This window comes from Kitasatospora sp. NPDC091257, assembly GCF_044757675.1.
GTDB classification, from domain to species: Bacteria; Actinomycetota; Actinomycetes; order Streptomycetales; family Streptomycetaceae; genus Kitasatospora; species Kitasatospora lactacystinica.
In genome coordinates, this window is sequence record NZ_JBIVVI010000043.1 from 1 (window position 1) to 16,676 (window position 16,676).

The window sequence follows — 16,676 nt, forward strand, 5'->3', positions numbered from 1 at the left end:
GGGCGCCGAACGCCCCCTGCAGGGCACGGGCGCCGAAGAGCATGGCCGGGCCGACCGCCGCGCCGCCGAGGGCGGAGGCGAGGGCGAAGCCCAGCAGACCGACGGTGAAGACGCGCTTGCGGCCGAAGAGGTCGCCCAGCCGGCCGCCGAGCAGCAGCAGACCGCCGAAGGCGAGCGTGTAGGCGGTGATCACCCACTGCCGGTCGGCGTCCGAGATGCCCAGGTCCCGCTGGGCGGACGGCAGTGCGATGTTCACGATGGTGATGTCGAGCACGATCATGAGCTGGGCGGTGGCGATGACGGCCAGCGCCCACCAGCGGCGGCGATCCGCGTCCTCATGACCGGTGACGGTTTGCGAAGTCACTGATCGAGCCTTCCGGAGTGGGGCGGAGAGGTCACGCAGTCGCCTTCCAGCCAAACTCCGCTCCGGACGGATGGCAAGGAAAAACCTCACCAAATCGGACTTGGGGGACAAAAGAACCAGGCCCCCGGGACTCCGGACCGAGTCCCGGGGGCCCGGTTCCCGGCCCCGCGGCCACCGCCGGCGCCGCGCCGTGCCCGACGCGCGCTCGACGGAGCACGGCCGTCAGAGCGCCGAGAGCTCCTCGACCAGGTCGTCCAGGCCCAGCGAGCCCTGCGAGAGCGCCGCCATGTGCCAGGCCTTGAGGTCGAACTCCTCGCCGCGCGCCTCGTGCGCCGCCTTCGCCGCCGCCCGTCCGCGCAGCCAGGCGCGCTCGCCGAGCTTGTAGCCGATCGCCTGGCCGGGCAGACCCAGGTAGCGGACCAGCTCGCTGTCCAGGAAGTCGGCGGACAGGCCGCAGTACAGGCCGAAGAACTCCCGGGCGTTCTCCGGGGCGACCGGCTCGCCCGGCTTGTACGGGGAGTCCGCCGGGAAGTCCAGGCCCACGTGCATGCCGATGTCGACGATGACCCGCAGCGCGCGCATCATCTGCGCGTTGAGGTAGCCCAGGCGGTGGCCCGGGTCGGTCAGGTAGCCGAGCTCGTCCATCAGGCGCTCGGCGTACAGCGCCCAGCCCTCCAGGTTGGCGCTCACCCCGCCGAGGCTCACCTGGTAGGTGGAGAGCCGGTCGGCGACGTAGTTCCACTGCGCGAGCTGGAGGTGGTGGCCCGGCACGCCCTCGTGGTACCAGGTGGAGACCAGGTCCCAGACCGGGAAGCGGTCCCGGCCGACCAGCGGCAGCCAGGTCCGCCCGGGGCGGCTGAAGTCCAGCGAGGGCGCGGTGTAGTACGGCGCGGCGGCGCTGCCGGCCGGGGCGATCCTCGACTCGACCCGGGTCACCGGCTCGGCCAGGTCGAAGTGGGTGCCCTGGAGGTCCCGGACGGCCTGGTCCATCAGGCCCTGGAGGTACTCCCGGGTGGCCTCGGCGCCCTCGATGGCCGGGCCGTCGGTCTCCAGCCACTGCATCGCCGCCAGCGGGCCCGCGCCCGGCAGGACCTTCTCGGCCTCGACCTCCATCTGCGCCAGCAGGTCGTGGAACTCGCTCCACGCCCAGGCGTAGGCCTCGTCCAGGTCCAGGTCGGCACCGGTCCAGTAGCGCACCCAGCGGACGTAGCGCTCCCGGCCCGCGGTGTCCGGAGCACCGGCCGCGGCCGGGCCGTACACGTCGCGCAGCCAGTCGCGCAGCTCGGCCAGCGCCTCGGCGGCGGCCACCGCGTGCTTCGACAGCTCGGGCCGCAGAGCCTCCGGCGCCCCCTGGACGAACTGGCCGAACCAGGCACCGGGCACCCGCTCGTCGGCCGGCGTGTCCTCGCCCAGCCACTCGGCGAACTGCCCGAGCACCGTGGTCACCTGGCGCGGGCCGGACAGCAGGCCGCGCTCGACGCCCTCGGCCAGCGTCCGCCGGTACTGCTCGAACGCCACCGGGATCCTCGCCATGCGGCGGCCGACCACCTGCCACTCGGCCTCGGTGTCGGTCCCCATCAGGGTGAAGGACTCCCGCAGGTCGTGCACCGGGGAGCCGAGGTTGCGCAGCGAGCGGAAACTCTCCCCGGCCTCGTGGACGGCGAGTTCGGCGGACAGCCGCTCGCGCAGCAGCCGGGCGCAGCGGCGCTCGGCCTCGTCCTCGGCCGCGCCGGCCCGCTCGGCCTCGTCGAGCTTCGCCAGGGTGCGGCGGGCGAGGTCGGCCAGGGCCTCGGGGCCGGCCGGGGAGAGGTCGGGCAGCCGGTCGTCATCGAGGTTGAGGCCGAGGTACACCGCGGTCAGCGGGTCGAGCTCGGCCAGTTCGCGGACGTGGTCGTCGGCGATGCGGCGAGGGGTGGCGCCGTCGGCGGTGATCAGTTCTTCACGCATTCCGACATCATTTCGTGGCGCGGCCGCTTTGCAACCCCTTTGCGAGTGGGGTTCGCCTGCGAAAATCCGTTCGGCGCGACAGGATCGGATCGGCCCGACGCCCATTACGCTTGGCCGCCATGGAAGCCAGCCCCACCTCGGCAGGTCAGGCGCCCGTCCCGGCCGCGTCCGAGCCGCGTCCGCGCCGCACCGGCTACCGACGGCTGCCGGTCCAGCAGCGACGCGAGCAGCTGATCGCGGTCGCCCTGGAGCTGTTCGCCTCCCGGCCACCCGAGGAGGTGAGCCTCGACGACGTCGCCGAGGCCGCCGAGGCCTCCCGCCCACTGGTGTACCGCTACTTCGCGGGCGGCAAGCAGCAGTTGTACGAGGCCGCGCTGCGCACCGCGGCGGACGAGCTGACCAGCCGCTTCGCGGTGCCGCTGCGCGGGACGCCGTCCGAGCAGCTGTCGGCGGTGCTGGACGGCTACTTCGCCTTCGTGGCCGAGCACGACGCGGGCTACTCGGCGCTGCTGCGCGGCGGTTCGGTGGTGGAGACGGCCCGCACCTCGGCGATCGTGGACGACGTCCGGCGGGCGGCGCTGCGGCGCACGCTGCGGCACCTGGGCGTGCGGGAGGCCGGGCCGCGGCTGACGCTGCTGGTGCGCTCGTGGATCGCGGTGGTCGAGGGCGCGTCGCTGAGCTGGCTGGACGAGGGGCGCGCGCTGCCGGTGACGGAGCTGCGCGACTGGCTGGTGGACCAGTTCACCGCGATGGCCGCGGCGACGGCGCTGCACGACCCGCAGACGGCCGAGGTGCTGGCGGGGGTGCTCGCGCTGGAGGGGCCGCGGCCGCAGCGGGCGGAGCGGCTGCGGGCGGTCCTGGGCGGCGCTTCGTAGCTCGCGGTTCCGGGGCCGGACGCCCTCTCCGCTCCAGGGCCGCAGGACTTCAGGGCCGCACGACTTCGCGACCGCGGGTCGCGGCGGCCCTCCCGACCCCCGTGCCAAGGGTCGGGGCGGCCTCGGCCGTCAGAGCGTGCCCTAGGCCTTGCCGAGCACCTGGCGCTGGCGGCCGAGCCCGTCGATCTCGATCTCGACCACGTCGCCCGGGGCGAGGAACGGCGTGCCGGGGCGGCCCAGGGTGACCCCGGCCGGGGTGCCGGTGATGATCACGTCGCCGGGCTCCAGCACCATGAACCGGCTCGCGTAGCGGACCAGTTCGAGCACCGGGAAGACCATCTCCGCGGTGCTGCCGTGCTGCCGCTGCTCGCCGTTGACCCAGAGCCGCAGGGTCAGCGCCTGCGGGTCGGCCACCTCGTCGGCGGTGACCAGCCAGGGCCCGAGCGGGGTGAAGGTCTCCGCCGACTTGCCCTTGTCCCACTGGCCGCCGCGCTCGAACTGGAAGGCCCGCTCGGTGACGTCGTTGGCGATCGTGTAGCCGGCGATCACCCCGGCCGCCTCGGCGTGCGAGTCCAGGTAGCGGGCGGTGCGGCCGATCACGACGGCCAGTTCGGCCTCGTAGTCGGTCTTCTCGCCGCCGCGCGGCACCAGCACCTCGTCGTACGGGCCGACCACGGTGGAGCTCGGCTTGAGGAAGATCACCGGCTCGGCCGGGATCGCGGCCCCGGCCTCGGCCGCGTGGTCGCGGTAGTTGAGCCCGATGCCGACCACCTTGCCCGGCCGGGCCACCGGTGCGCCCACCCGCAGGCCGTCGAGGTCCACCACCGGCAGGAGGCCGGAGGCCGCCTCCCGGGCCAGCGCGGCCGGGTCCAGCCCGGCCAGGAAGGCCCCGTCGAGGTCGCGGGCCCGCCCCGAGAGGTCGTACGCGGTACCGTCCTCGCCCAGGACGACCGGGCGCTCGGCGCCCGCGGGTCCGACGCGCAGGAGCTTCATCGATCCGTCACCAGCCTTTCGTCGCAGCTCACCGGGGCGGCGCGGACGCCGCTCCCGTGTCCGGCAACGAGGTATACCAACGCGTCCGGGTCGCGGACCAGACCGTCCCGATGGGCGAAATCCTCCCGGTTCCCGCCCGGGCCGCGCGGGACGCCTCAGTCGCCCGGCGCGCCGCCGAGCAGCACCCCCAGGCTCAGCGCCCGCGGCCGGCCCGGGCCGAGCCGGGCGGCCTCCCGCTGCCAGTGCGCGAGGTCGCGCCGCGCGTCCGCCCGGGCCTCCGGGGTGGCGCCGGGCACCTGGGCCAGCTCGTCCAGCAGCGCGACGGCGGCGCCCGGGCTGCCGTCCCGGGCCAGCCAGAGGGCCAGGTCGTGGCAGGTGCGCAGGGTGCGCGGGTCGTCCGGTCCGCAGATCCGGGCGAAGTCGGGCACGAGCGCGGTGAGGATCTCGACCGCCTCCGCCGACTCGCCGGCCTCGCCGTGCCGCCAGGCCCGGTCGGCCCGCCGGCGCAGCTGCTCCGGGCTGGGGTCGTCCGGGCGCAGCATCCCGGGCCGGACGACGCGCAGCCGCTCCAGCACCTCGGCGGCTCCGGCGGGCCGCTGCTCGGGCCGCTTGGCGAGCAGTTCGGCGATCAGCGCGCCCAGCGCGGGGTCCTTGCTGCGGACCCGGGACGGGACCTCCTCCAGGTGCCGGTACATGTACTCGGCGGCCGAGGCGGCGCGGAACGGGCGCGCGCCGGTGCAGACCTCGTACAGCATGATGCCGAGCGCGTAGAGGTCGGCCCGGCCGTCCACCACGCCGCCGGACCAGCACTCGGGCGCCAGGTACGGGACGGTGCCGACCACGTTGCCGGTGGAGGTGAGCCGGACGGTCTGGGTGACCAGTCGGGCGATGCCGAAGTCCAGGACCTTGGCCCGCTCCCCGTCCTGCGCGATCATCACGTTCTCGGGCTTGATGTCCCGGTGGACGATCCCCGAGCGGTGCGCGGCGTCCAGCGCCTTGCACACGTGCCGTATCCAGCGCAGCGCCTGCTTGTGGTCCGGCCGGCCGTCCTTGAGCACCTCGGACAGCGCCCGGCCGCGGACCAGCTCCATCACCAGGTACGGGATCTTCCCGGAGCCGGTCTCCGTCCACCCGTAGTCGTACACGGTCACGATGTGCGGATTGTTGAGGCCGCCGGCCGTCCGGGCCTCGCGGACGAACCGGCTGACCGCCTCCCGGTCGGTGGCGTGCTCGGCGAGCAGCACCTTGACCGCGACCTCCCGGTCGATGGTCGTGTCGGTGGCCCGCCAGACCACGCCGAACCCGCCCCTGCCCAGCTTCTGCTCCAGCCGGAAGCGACCGCCGAGCACCTCGCCCTTCTCCATGCCCTCCCCCAACTCGACCGCGCCCGCCCGGCATTCGCCGTCGGGAGGGGGTCACCATAGCGGCGGGCGGGAACGAACGGGTGAACGTCCCCGGGCCGCCCTCCTACGGCTTGGGCCTGGGCAGCCCGGGCGGGTTGATCTCCGAGTTCGGCACCGCCTCGTTGTCCAGGCCCCAGCGCTTGAGCACCTGCCCGTACGTGCCGTTGCGGATCAGTTCGTCGATCGCCCCGTTCAGCGCCTTGACCAGCCCGTTGTCCTTCCGGGTGGTCGCCGCGATCTTGCCGAGGACGTCCGCGCCGCCGCCCGAGTAGGTGCCGACGACCTCGGTCTCGCCGGTCTGCACGGCGTGGAAGGCCAGGCTGGGGTTGGGGCCGGTGTAGACCTCGATCCGGCCGGAGGCGAGCGCCAGGTAGTACTCGGTGCCCTGGAAGTACTTGATGTCGATCGGCTTGAGCCCGTTCCTGACGTTCTCCTCGCTCCAGGAGACCAGCAGCTTCTCCTGGTTGGTGCCGGTGGCGACGCCGACCGCCTTGCCCGCGAGGTCCTTGGGGCCGGTGACCTTCAGGCCGCCGCCCTTCTTCGCCTCGAAGCCCAGGACGTCCAGCCGGTAGGTGGCGAAGTCGTACTTCTCCTTGCGCGCCTCGGTGACGGTGATGTTGGAGACGCCGACGTCGTACTTGCCGCTGTCCAGACCGACGAAGATGTTCTCCCAGGAGACCGGGTTGAACTCGACCTTGAGGCCCAGCACGTTGCCGATCAGGGAGGCGAGGTCCGGCTCGACGCCGATGATCGTCCTGTCGTCGTTGGCGTAGAAGTCCAGCGGCGGGGTGGTGCCGATCGAGTCGACGACGGTCAGCGTCCCCTTCTTCCTGATCTCCTCCGGGACCAGCGCGGCGATCGCGTCGACTTTGGGCGTGGTGACCCGGTTCTGGTCCGGCGAGAGGTTCACCACCGTGCCGTCCGGCGCGGTGCTGCCCCTGGCCGGGGCGAGTTCCGCCGACGCGCCCGTGGCGGAGCCGCCGCAGCCGGCCAGGGCGAGGGCGGCGGCGAGCGCGCCGGCGGCGGTCACGAGGGCGCGACGGGGTAGGGACATGGCGGAACTCCTGCTCGGTGAAGGGGTGTTGGGGGAAGGGAGGGTCAGAGGACCTTGGCCAGGAAGGCCCGGGTGCGCTCGTGTCGCGGCCGGTCCAGGACCTCGGCGGGCGGGCCCTGCTCGACCACCACGCCGCCGTCCATGAAGACCACGGTGTCGGCGACCTCGCGGGCGAAGCCGATCTCGTGGGTGACCACGATCATCGTGGTGCCGCTGCGGGCGAGGTCCTTGATGACGTCCAGCACCTCGCCGACCAGCTCCGGGTCGAGCGCCGAGGTGGGCTCGTCGAACAGCAGCACCTTGGGCTCCAGCGCCAGCGCCCGGGCGATCGCCACCCGCTGCTGCTGCCCGCCGGACAGCTGCCGGGGGTAGGCGGCGGCCTTGTCGGCCAGCCCGACCCGCTCCAGCAGCGCCAGCGCCGCCGCCCTGGCCCCGGCCTTCGGGCGGCGCAGCGCGGCGACCGGCGCCTCGACCAGGTTCTCCAGCACGGTGAGGTGCGGGAACAGGTTGAAGTTCTGGAACACGAAGCCGATGCCGGTGCGCTGACGCAGCACCTCGCGCTCCTTGAGCTCGTACAGCCGGTCGCCGGAGCGGCGGTAGCCGATCAGCTCGCCGTCGATGGCGACGTGGCCGCGGTCCAGCTTCTCCAGGTGGTTGATCGCCCGCAGCAGGGTGGACTTGCCGGAGCCGGACGGGCCGAGCACCACGGTCACCGAGCCGGCCGGGACGTCCAGGTCGACCCCGCGCAGCACCTCCAGCCGGCCGAAGCTCTTGTGCAGGCCGCGGACCCGCACCATCGGGGCGGCCGGGGCCGGGCCGAGAGGGTTCGGATCGGGCTTCGTCAGCGTGGTCACGACTGTCCTCCGGGGGTACGGGCGGCGGCGGGCCGGGTGCGGTCCGGCAGGCTCCGGGCGAAGGCCCGGACGCGCTGCCACGGGGTGGGCGGCGGGGTGCGCTCGGCGCCGCGGGCGAAGTGGCGCTCGACGTAGTACTGGCCGATCGAGAGGGCGGTGGTCAGCAGCACGTACCAGACGGTGGCGACCATCAGCAGCGGCACCACCCGGCCGGTGCGGCCGTAGACCACCTGGGCCTGGTAGAAGAGTTCGCCGATCGCCATCACGTAGACCACCGAGGTGCCCTTGAGCAGGGAGATCACCTCGTTGGCGGCGGCCGGGAGGATGCCGCGCATCGCCTGCGGCAGCACGATCCGCCAGCCCTGCCGCCAGCGCGGGATGCCGAGCGCGGCGGCGGCCTCCCGCTGGCCGGCGTCCACCGCGATGATGCCGCCGCGGATGATCTCGGCGGCGAACGCGGCCTGGTGCAGCCCCAGGCCGAGCACCGCCGCACCGAGCGCGCTGAGCACCCCGACCGTCTCGACCTCGCCGAAGGTCGGGCCGAACGGGATGCCGATCCCGAACCGCTTGTACAGGTAGGAGAGGTTGAACCAGAACACCAGCTGGACGATCAGCGGGATCGAGCGGAACACCCACACGTAGGCCCAGGCGATGGAGCGCAGGATCGCGCTGCGGGACAGCCGCATCGCGGCCACCGCGGTGCCCAGCACGAAGCCCAGCACCGTGCCGTAGGCGGTGAGTTCGAGGGTCCGTCCGATCGCCCGGAGGATGGTGTCGGCGGTGAAGTAGAGCCGGAACGTGGCCCAGTCCCAGCCGGGGTTGGTGGCCAGGCCGTGGGCGAACTGGGCGAGCACGACCAGCGCGGCGAGCCCGGCGGCCCAGCGCCAGGGGTGGCGGGCGGGGACGGTCCGCAGGCCGGCCAGTGCGTCGAGGTCGGGGGCGGCCGGGGCCTGGGCCGGGGCCGGCCGGGTCCCGGTGGTGACGGTGGTGACGGTGGTGGTGACGGTCATCGGAGGTCTCCTCGGTGGCCGGCGCTCAGGCGTGCTCGGGCGGGCTGATCCGCGATTCCTCGATCGCCGACTCGGCGACCCCCCACTTGCGCAGGATCCGCTCGTACGTCCCGTCCTTGATCAGCTGGTTGACCGCCGCCTGGAGGGCCGGGGCGAGCTTCGAGCCCTTCTTCAGGGCGAAGCCGACGTCGAGGCGGTGGAACTCGTTGAGGAAGCGGGTCCCGGAGGCCTCCTGCGCGGCCTGGTGGCGCAGCCCGTTGATGGTGGACATCTCGATGTCCACCCGGCCCTGCTGGAGGCTGGTCAGCAGGGCGCCGCTCTCGCCGAACGCCTTGACCTCGTACGGCTTCTTCCCGGCGTCGGCGCAGACGTTCTTCCGGCTGTTGAGGGTGGTCTCGAAGGTGGTGCCGGCGCCGGTGCCGATGGTCAGTCCGCACAGCTGGAGCAGGTCGGTGACCGGCTGGACCGCGGTGTTGTCCTTCTTCACCGCGAAGCCCTGGCCGTCGTCGATGTAGGTGACGAAGTCGATGGTCCTCAGCCGGGCCGCGGTGACCCCGAAGTTGCCGGTGCCGACGTCGTACTTCCCGCTGTCCAGGGCGGGCAGGATGGTCTCGAAGGCGGCCTGCTCGCGCTGCACGGTCAGGCCGAGCAGCCTGGCCACCGCGTCGGTGAAGTCCACGTCGATCCCGGCCGGCTTCTTGTCGGCCTGGTCGGTGTAGAACGCGCTGGGCGGCGCGCCGAAGGCCGAGCCGAACTTCAGCGTGCCGGCCCTGCGGACCTCCTCGGGCAGCAGCGCGGCGGCGGACTCCGAGGTCCTGAGGGCGGAGACGAGGTCCTCGGTGGCGGTGGCGGCCGGACCGCCCGCCGCCGCGCCCGCGATCTTCGGGTCCGAACCGCAGGCGGCCAGGACCAGGACCGGCAGCAGGACGGCGGTCGCGAGCAGGCGGCGGCGGACGGTGGTGGTTCTCACGAGGGGGCCTTTCAGGAGGTCGTGGTCAGAACGGGCAGGTGCTTCTCGAAGGGGAGCGGCCCGATGGTCAGGGGGTCGGCGGAGACGTCGAACAGCGGGGTGTAGCCGGCCGCCAGGTAGAGGTTCCTGGCCTCGGGCTGGCGCGGGCCGGTGGTGAGGTGGAAGCGGGTGTAGCCGGCCGCGGCCGCCGTCCGCTCCAGCTCGGCCAGCACCCGGCGGGCCAGGCCCCGGCGCCGGTGCGCGGAGTGCGTCCACATCCGCTTCACCTCGGCGGTGCGGTCGTCGTAGCGCTTGTACGCGCCGCCGGCCACCGGTTCGCCGTCCTCCAGCAGGAGCAGCAGCACGCCGTGCGGCTCGGCGAAGTCCCCGGCCGGGTAGCGGGTCATCTCCTGGTGCGCCTCGGGGCCGTACCGGGTGACGTACTCGTGGGTGAGCTCGCGCAGCAGCGGCTCGACCAGCGGATCGTCGATCGTGACCCGGCGGAACTCCCACCCGTCGGCCGGGCCCGCGCCCGCGCTCACGCCTGCACCGCGATCAGCTGGTGGCGGTCGCGCTCGGCCCGCTCGGCCTTGGCGGCCTTGGCGGCCCTGGCGGCGTCCCGCTTGGCGACCTCCTCGCGGACGATCGGGATGACGTACCGGCCGAAGTCGATCGCGTCGTCCAGCAGGTGGTAGCCGCGCGCGGAGAGGATGTCCACGCCGAGGTCGTAGTAGTCGAGCAGCGCCTGGGCGACCGTCTCCGGGGTGCCGACCAGCGCGTTGGAGTTGCCCGCCCCGCCGGTGGCCGCGGCGGTCGGGGTCCACAGGGCGCGGTCGTAGCGCTCGCCGGCCTCGGCGATCTCGATCAGCCGCTGGGAGCCGACGTTCTCGGGTGCCGCGGTCTCGCGCGTCCCGGCCTCGCGCGTCCCGGTCGCCGGGTTCGTCCCCGCCCGGTCGGTGCCCCGACGGTCCCGGATCGCGGCCACCGTCCGGTGCGCCTTCTCCCAGGCCAGCTCCTCGGTCGGCGCGATGATCGGCCGGAACGCCACCTGGATCCGCGGCACGTCGGTGCGCCCGGCCGCCCGGGCCGCCTCCTTCACCCGCTCGATCTGCTCGGCGGTGCGGGCCAGCGGCTCGCCCCAGAGGCAGTAGACGTCCGCCTCGGCGCCGCCGGCCGCGTAGGCCGCGTCGGAGGAGCCGCCGAAGGAGACCCCCGGGCGCGGCTGCTGCACGGGGAAGACGTCCGAGACGAAGTCGTTGAAGCGGTAGTGCGGGCCCTCGTGGTCGAAGGGCTCCCGGCTGGTCCAGGCCTTCTTGACGATGCCGATGTACTCCCGGGTGCGCTCGTAGCGCTGGTCCTTGGTCAGGAAGTCGCCCTCGCGCTGCTGCTCGTGGTCGTTGCCGCCGGTGATGAAGTGCACGGTCAGCCGGCCGTCGCTGATCCGGTCGAGGGTCGCGAAGGTCTTGGCCGCGAAGGTCGGGTAGGAGACGTTCGGCCGGTGCGCCAGCAGGATCTGGAGGCGCTCCAGGTGCGAGGCGAGGAAGGCCGCCGCGGCCGACGGCTCCGGGGCGCCGGCCCCGTAGGCGAAGAGCACCCGGTCCCAGCCGTGGTCCTCGTGCGCCCGGGCCAGCCGCAGGGTGTAGTCGCGGTCGAAGGCGGCGGTGGTGCGGGCGGTGGTCTCCGAACCGTCTCCGGTGGCGGCGATACCGAGGAATTCGACGGGCATGGCGGAACCTTTCGGGTGGGCGGGACTCCGGTGGACTGCGGGTGGGCAGGGGGTGCCGCCCGGCCGAAGGCGGGGGGCGCCGGAGGCGGCCGCGGCGGGGCGGCCGTCGAACACGTGACGGTGGACGTGCCGGTGAAGAGGGGGGACGGGAGGGAACTGCCGGAGTGCGGGAGGACCGGAGTGCGGAAGGGCCGGAGCGCAGTGCGAAGTCGACGGCGGCAGCGAAGGCCTGACGCGTCGCCGGTCGCCGACGACGGATCCGGGCCGCGACGGGGCGAACCGAGGGAGGGCTCCCCGCCGGGAGATCAGGCCGGACGGACGGCCCGCTGCCGGGTCAGCCGCGACACGCCGCGGACCACACCCGACCGAAGTCGATGTGGTCGCGGCTGACCAGGGGCTGCTCGGCGTACATGGCCTCAAGTTGAGCAGTCGGCCGATCGGTACGTCAACCATCCATCATTGCCGCACTGTTGCGATCTCCTGTCGCTTTTCCGACGCGCCCCGGCCGGGCCCTCCGCCGTCCCGATCACCCTTGACAGCCGTCGATCGCGCATGCGTACGATCGGCGCGGAGTGCAGTGCCATGCGCCGGCCGTGTTGAGGGACACGGGCCGCGCCCGCGTACGTGACCACCGCCGTACATCTCCCCGCCCGCACTCCGCCCAGGAGCCGCCGCCATGGCCACCCCGCAGGACGTCCTGCCCGCCCCCTCCCCACTCGACCGCCCCGCCGCGCCGCCCGCCGCCGAGGCCCGGATCGTCGCCCGCCGCAGGCCCGGCCAGTGGGCCGCCGCCGCCGTCGCCCTGCTGCTGGCCGCGATGGCGGTCAACTCGGTGATCCGCAACAAGGCCTTCCAGTGGAGCGTGGTCGCCGACTGGTTCACCGCCCGGTCCGTGCTCGACGGACTCGCCCTGACCCTCTGGCTGACGGCCGTCACCCTCGCCCTCGGCTTCGTGCTCGGCACCCTCCTCGCCACCATGCGGCTGTCCGCCAACCCGGTGCTGCGCACGCTGAGCTGGGTCTACATCTGGGTGTTCCGCTCCACCCCGCCGCTGGTGCAGCTGCTGTTCTTCTTCAACATCGGCGCGCTCTACCCCACCCTCGGCCTCGGCGTCCCGTTCGGCCCCGAGTTCGTCACGGTCAGGACCGTCAACCTGATGGGCCCCACCCTGACCGCCGTCATCGGCCTCACCCTGCTGGAGACCGCGTACGCCGCCGAGGTGATCCGCGGCGGCATCCTGTCCGTCGACCGCGGCCAGCTGGAGGCGGCGTCCGCGCTCGGGCTCGGCCGGTGGCGGGTGCTGCGCCGGATCGTGGTGCCGCAGGCGATGCGGGCGATCGTGCCGACCGCCGGGAACATGCTGATCGGCGCGCTCAAGGGCACCAGCATCGTCAGCGTGCTGGCCGTCTCCGACCTGCTCTACTCGGTGCAGCTGGTCTACCTCCAGTCGTACCGGGTCATCCCGATGCTGATGGTCGCCACCATCTGGTACCTGGTGGTCACCACCCTGCTGTCCGTCGGCCAGTACTACGTGGAACGGCACTTCGCCCGGGGCGCCACCCGCGACGGCCTGCCGCCCACCCCGCTGCAGCGGGCCCGCGCGGCCTTCGTGAAGGTGGTGCGGGCATGACGGCGCTGGTCATCGTCGGCGCCGGCCCGCGCGGCACCGGGCTGCTGGAGCGGATCGCCGCCAATGCGGCCGAACTCCTGCCCGAAGACCGCCCGTTGGCGATCCACCTGGTCGACCCGTACCCGCCGGGCGCGGGCCGGATCTGGCGCCACGACCAGTCCCCGCTGCTGCGGATGAACTCCATGGCCGAGGACGTCACCATGTTCACCGACGAGCGCTCCACCCTCGAAGGGCCGGTCCGCCCCGGCCCCTCGCTCGCCGAATGGGCCGCGCGACAGGAGGAGTTCGCGCCCTACCGGGAGGTCGCCGACCCGGCCGTCCGGGCCGAGCTGCGCACCCTCGCGCCCGCGGACTTCCCCACCCGCCGGGCCCAGAGCGCCTACCTGGGCTGGGTGTTCCGCCGCGCCGTCGCCGAACTGCCGGCGCACATCGCGGTCACCGTCCACCGCGACACCGTCCGGCGGATCGAGGGCCCGGCCGACGGCCCGCAGAGCGTCCACCTCACCGACCGGACGCTCACCGCCGACCACGTCGTGCTCACCCTCGGCCACCTCGACTCGGCCCCGCACCCGCGCTTCGCCGCCGACGCCGCCTTCGCCGCCCGGCACGGCCGCTTCCACCTCCCGCCCGCCCACTCCGCCGACGTGACCGCCGAACTGGCCGCCCTCGCCCCCGGCGAGCAGGTGGTGCTGCGCGGCCTCGGCCTCGCCTCGGTGGACCTGGTCACGCTGCTCACCGAGGGCCGCGGCGGCCGCTTCGAGCCGATCGGGGACGGGCCCGCGCTGCGCTACCTGCCGTCCGGCCGCGAGCCGGTGCTCCACCTCGGCTCCCGGCGCGGCGTCCCGTACCACTCCAAGACCGGCTACCGGCTCCAGGGGCCGCCCGCCCCGCTCCCTCGGTACTTCGACGAGACCGCCGTGAACACCGTGCTCACCACCGGCGGACAGCTCGAACTGCGGCGCGACTTCTGGCCGTTGATGGCCAAGGAGATCGCCTTCGGGCACTACCACGAGCTGTTCCACGCCCACCCCGGGCGCACCGCCCTGCCCTGGCCGGAGTTCCTCCACCGCTACGACCGGCACCACTGGTACGGCCCCGAACTCGCCGCCCTGATCGCCGAGGCCGTCCCCGACCCGGCCGACCGGATCGACTTCGAACGGCTCGACCACCCGCTGGCCGGGCTCGAACTCGGCACCGACGAGGAGCTCCAGGCGCACCTGCGCGGGTACGTCACCGCCGACGCCGACCGCCGCGCCGACCCGGCGCACAGCGCCGACCTCGGCGCCTTCCTCGGCCTGCTCTCGCTGTTCGGCCAGCTCCCCCGGGTGATGGCGAGCGGCCGGCTCACCGCCCGGTCGATCGCCGAGGAGGTGGACGGGTGGTTCTTCGGCTACTTCAGCTTCCTCGCCTCCGGCCCGCCCGGCTTCCGGCTGCGCCAGCTGCTCGCCCTCTCCGAGGCCGGGGTGGTGCGCTTCCTCGGCGCGGACGTGCGGATCGAACGGGACGAGGCGAGCGGCACCTGGCGGGCCGGCGGCGCCACCGTGCCCGGCCACCGGGTCACCGCCACGGCGCTGGTCGAGGCGTACCTGCCCAAGCACGCGCTGGCCCGCACCCTGGACCCGGTGCTGCGCGACCTGCACCGCACCGGACGGATCGTCGAGGAGGTGGTCACCGACCCCGACTACACCCACCGCTCCGGCCTGGTCACCATCACCCCCGCGGACAGCCGGCTGCTCGACCCGGCCCTCGGCGGCGCCCCACACCCCCGCCGCACCGCCCTCGGCCCGCACACCAGCCTGCGCGCGGCCGCCGCCTTCGCCCGCCCGCGCACCAACGCCCCGGGCTTCCGGCAGAACGACGCCGCCGCCCGCGCCCTGCTCCACGCCCTGGCCGTCCTTCCGGCGCCGGCCCTGGCGGGCTGAGCGCCGTGGCGGCGGCGCTCAGGCCCCGAAGATCTCCTCCACCAGGTCCTCGTCCGAGACGTGGTCCGGTGCGTCGAACACCACGTCCGCGACGCCCTTCAGGCCGATCCCCCGGTCCAGCGCGTCCATGCAGGCCCGGGCCTCCTCGTCGGTGGCGAAGTCCCACAGCCGCAGCCGCCGCACCAGCACCAGCGCCTCCATCGGGCTCATCCGCGGCGTGCGGCGGCGCTGCCCCGGCCCCTTGCGGCCGGCCTGGGCCAGCTGCTGCTGGTAGCCGGCCAGGTCCCGCCAGGCCTGCACGGTGCTCGGGTGGTGCTCGCCCAGCACCCGGGCGAGGTCCGGCAGCAGCCCGTGCAGCTGGAGCACCGCGCCCTGCGGGTCGCCCCGGTTGGCCCGGTGCAGCGCGAGGTCGTGCCGGGCCTTCAGGACCCGCGGGTCGTACGGGCCCCAGGCGGCGTGCAGGTCGGGCAGCAGCTCGTTCATCAGCCGGATCGCGGTGACCGGCGCACCGCTCTCGCCGACGCACCAGACCAGGTGGTAGCGGGCGCCGAGGGTGTCCGGGTCGACCGGGCCGAGCGCCGAGCGCATGTCGTCCACCAGGGCGGTCAACAGCCGGACCGCGCCGTTCAGGTCCCCGGTCCGGCTGAGGTACCAGGCGAAGTCCCGCCAGGTGCACAGGGTGTCCCGGTCGCTCCGGCCGAGCACCGTCACGCACTCCCGGGCGAGCGTCTGCAGCAGCATCGCCGACTCGCCGGCCGTCGCCGCCCGGTAGGCGGCGGACCGGCGCTCGCGCAGTGCGGCCCGGACGGACTCGGCCGGCGGCGTGGCCGTCACCGGCGGCGTGGTCAGCGGGGGCAGCACCGACGGGACGGCGGGCGGCGCGGCGGGCACGGGCGCGGGCGGCAGGGCAGGCGCAGGCGCGGGCAGCACGGCGGGCGCAGGCGCGGGCGCGGGGACGACCGGCGGGGCGCTCGGCGGCGGTGGCGCCACCGGCCCCGGACGCTCCACCACGGTCGGCGCCGGCGGCCGCGCCGAGGCCGCCCGGCCGCCCGGCCAGTCGGCCAGCTCGGCGAGCCGCCGCTCGACCGTACGGGCGTCGGCCGGCCGGTCCGCCGGATCCTTCGCCAGCAGCTCCGCGACCAGCCCGGCCACCTGCGGCGGCAGCCCGAACTGCGCCGGGTCCAGCGGCGCCGGCGCCTCGTTGAGGTGCTGGTACATCAGCACCGGCGTCGAGTCCCCGCCGAACGGCCGTGCCCCGGTGAAGAGTTCGATCAGGACGCAGCCCAGCGCGTAGAGGTCGGCCCGCCCGTCCACCCGGCCGCCGGTCCAGCGCTCCGGCGCCATGTACGCCGGGCTGCCGACGATCGTCCCGGTGGTGGTCAGCCCGCCCGCGCCGGTGTCCAGCTGGGCGATGCCGAAGTCCAGCACCTTCAGCTGCCCGGCGTCGGTGATCATCACGTTGTCCGGCTTGATGTCCCGGTGCACCATGCCCGCGTCGTGCGCGGCCGCCAGCGCTCCGCCGATCTGCCGCCCCCAGCGCAGGCTGAGCGCGGGCTCCGGCACCCCCGCCCGCAGCACCTCGGTGAGGGTGCGGCCGGTGAGCAGCTCCATCACCAGGTAGGTGACCTCCTCGCCGCCGAGCTCGCACTGCCCCAGGTCGTGCACCGTGACGATGTGCGGGTGCGAGAGGTTGCCGGCCGCACCGGCCTCCCGGACGAACCGCAGCGCGGCCTTCGCCCGGTCACCGCCGTGGTGCCCGATGACCTTGACCGCCACCGGCCGCCCCATCCGGGTGTCCCGGGCCCGCCACACCACCCCGAACCCGCCTTGCCCGAGCTTCTCCACCAGCTCGTACCGGCCGTCCAGGACGTCCCCGACTCGCACGCGCCCTCCCCTCCCGCCATGACGCCCAGACTCTACCGACGCCGCTCCCGCAGCAGCAGGGCGAC

At 74.2% G+C, this 16,676-nt stretch carries 14 protein-coding genes; 3 read left to right on the forward strand and 11 right to left on the reverse strand.

Going from position 1 to position 16,676, the window contains the following annotated elements; all coding sequences use genetic code 11:
• Nucleotides 1-364 (reverse strand): MFS transporter (locus ACIQOV_RS03630; RefSeq protein ID WP_401044422.1); only part of this gene is annotated, 364 nt, incomplete at its 3' end.
• Nucleotides 365-586: 222 nt separating this feature from the next.
• A complete protein-coding gene (locus ACIQOV_RS03635) occupies nucleotides 587-2,311 on the reverse strand; it encodes a DUF885 domain-containing protein (protein ID WP_401044424.1) in 1,725 nt (574 codons plus the stop codon).
• A gap of 119 nt (nucleotides 2,312-2,430) precedes the next feature.
• Here ACIQOV_RS03635 and ACIQOV_RS03640 point away from each other — a divergent pair, with 119 nt between their 5' ends.
• Nucleotides 2,431-3,186 carry a TetR/AcrR family transcriptional regulator gene (locus tag ACIQOV_RS03640; RefSeq protein ID WP_401044426.1) on the forward strand — a complete coding sequence of 252 codons (756 nt, stop codon included), beginning with the start codon at nucleotides 2,431-2,433 and terminating at the stop codon, nucleotides 3,184-3,186.
• 141 nt (nucleotides 3,187-3,327) lie between these two features.
• On the opposite strand, the gene ACIQOV_RS03645 is transcribed toward ACIQOV_RS03640, so the two are convergent.
• From ACIQOV_RS03645 to ACIQOV_RS03680, 8 genes are all read right to left on the reverse strand, one after another.
• On the reverse strand, nucleotides 3,328-4,179 hold the full coding sequence (locus tag ACIQOV_RS03645) for a fumarylacetoacetate hydrolase family protein (RefSeq protein ID WP_359899997.1): 852 nt from the start codon (nucleotides 4,177-4,179) through the stop codon (nucleotides 3,328-3,330).
• 155 nt (nucleotides 4,180-4,334) lie between these two features.
• A complete protein-coding gene (locus ACIQOV_RS03650) occupies nucleotides 4,335-5,543 on the reverse strand; it encodes a protein kinase domain-containing protein (RefSeq protein ID WP_380538250.1) in 1,209 nt (402 codons plus the stop codon).
• Nucleotides 5,544-5,646: 103 nt separating this feature from the next.
• On the reverse strand, nucleotides 5,647-6,636 hold the full coding sequence (locus tag ACIQOV_RS03655; protein ID WP_380538252.1) for an ABC transporter substrate-binding protein: 990 nt from the start codon (nucleotides 6,634-6,636) through the stop codon (nucleotides 5,647-5,649).
• A 44-nt stretch (nucleotides 6,637-6,680) separates the two neighbouring features.
• Complete coding sequence (locus ACIQOV_RS03660) at nucleotides 6,681-7,433, reverse strand: amino acid ABC transporter ATP-binding protein (protein WP_359900028.1); 753 nt, start codon at nucleotides 7,431-7,433, stop codon at nucleotides 6,681-6,683.
• 53 nt (nucleotides 7,434-7,486) lie between these two features.
• Nucleotides 7,487-8,500, reverse strand: coding sequence for an amino acid ABC transporter permease (locus ACIQOV_RS03665; RefSeq protein ID WP_401044432.1), 1,014 nt, complete (start codon nucleotides 8,498-8,500; stop codon nucleotides 7,487-7,489).
• A gap of 25 nt (nucleotides 8,501-8,525) precedes the next feature.
• Entirely contained in the window at nucleotides 8,526-9,470 is a 945-nt protein-coding gene (locus ACIQOV_RS03670; protein ID WP_401044435.1) for an ABC transporter substrate-binding protein, read from the reverse strand.
• An 11-nt stretch (nucleotides 9,471-9,481) separates the two neighbouring features.
• On the reverse strand, nucleotides 9,482-9,991 hold the full coding sequence (locus ACIQOV_RS03675; protein ID WP_359900006.1) for a GNAT family N-acetyltransferase: 510 nt from the start codon (nucleotides 9,989-9,991) through the stop codon (nucleotides 9,482-9,484).
• Nucleotides 9,988-11,175 (reverse strand): LLM class flavin-dependent oxidoreductase, encoded by a 1,188-nt coding sequence (locus ACIQOV_RS03680; protein ID WP_401044438.1) that lies wholly within the window; start codon nucleotides 11,173-11,175, stop codon nucleotides 9,988-9,990. The genes ACIQOV_RS03675 and ACIQOV_RS03680 overlap by 4 nt, the downstream gene beginning before the upstream one ends.
• A 676-nt stretch (nucleotides 11,176-11,851) precedes the next feature.
• Here ACIQOV_RS03680 and ACIQOV_RS03685 point away from each other — a divergent pair.
• The gene (locus tag ACIQOV_RS03685; RefSeq protein WP_401044441.1) at nucleotides 11,852-12,805 is read left to right on the forward strand and encodes an amino acid ABC transporter permease; all 954 of its coding nucleotides are present in this window, start codon (nucleotides 11,852-11,854) and stop codon (nucleotides 12,803-12,805) included.
• Nucleotides 12,802-14,727 carry an FAD/NAD(P)-binding protein gene (locus ACIQOV_RS03690; RefSeq protein WP_401044443.1) on the forward strand — a complete coding sequence of 642 codons (1,926 nt, stop codon included), beginning with the start codon at nucleotides 12,802-12,804 and terminating at the stop codon, nucleotides 14,725-14,727. Before ACIQOV_RS03685 ends, ACIQOV_RS03690 begins: the two co-directional genes overlap by 4 nt.
• Before the next feature lie 18 nt (nucleotides 14,728-14,745).
• On the opposite strand, the gene ACIQOV_RS03695 is transcribed toward ACIQOV_RS03690, so the two are convergent.
• Nucleotides 14,746-16,611 (reverse strand): protein kinase, encoded by a 1,866-nt coding sequence (locus ACIQOV_RS03695; RefSeq protein ID WP_401044445.1) that lies wholly within the window; start codon nucleotides 16,609-16,611, stop codon nucleotides 14,746-14,748.
• Nucleotides 16,612-16,676 lie beyond the last annotated feature (65 nt).

Coding starts and splice junctions, on each gene's coding strand:
- ACIQOV_RS03655 (WP_380538252.1), bottom strand. CDS start 6,636: ATGTCCCTACCCCGTCGCGCCCTCGTGACCGCCGCCGGCGCGCTCGCC.
- ACIQOV_RS03650 (WP_380538250.1), bottom strand. CDS start 5,543: ATGGAGAAGGGCGAGGTGCTCGGCGGTCGCTTCCGGCTGGAGCAGAAG.
- ACIQOV_RS03665 (WP_401044432.1), bottom strand. CDS start 8,500: ATGACCGTCACCACCACCGTCACCACCGTCACCACCGGGACCCGGCCG.
- ACIQOV_RS03660 (WP_359900028.1), bottom strand. CDS start 7,433: ATGGTGCGGGTCCGCGGCCTGCACAAGAGCTTCGGCCGGCTGGAGGTG.
- ACIQOV_RS03680 (WP_401044438.1), bottom strand. CDS start 11,175: ATGCCCGTCGAATTCCTCGGTATCGCCGCCACCGGAGACGGTTCGGAG.
- ACIQOV_RS03640 (WP_401044426.1), top strand. CDS start 2,431: ATGGAAGCCAGCCCCACCTCGGCAGGTCAGGCGCCCGTCCCGGCCGCG.
- ACIQOV_RS03635 (WP_401044424.1), bottom strand. CDS start 2,311: ATGCGTGAAGAACTGATCACCGCCGACGGCGCCACCCCTCGCCGCATC.
- ACIQOV_RS03685 (WP_401044441.1), top strand. CDS start 11,852: ATGGCCACCCCGCAGGACGTCCTGCCCGCCCCCTCCCCACTCGACCGC.
- ACIQOV_RS03690 (WP_401044443.1), top strand. CDS start 12,802: ATGACGGCGCTGGTCATCGTCGGCGCCGGCCCGCGCGGCACCGGGCTG.
- ACIQOV_RS03645 (WP_359899997.1), bottom strand. CDS start 4,179: ATGAAGCTCCTGCGCGTCGGACCCGCGGGCGCCGAGCGCCCGGTCGTC.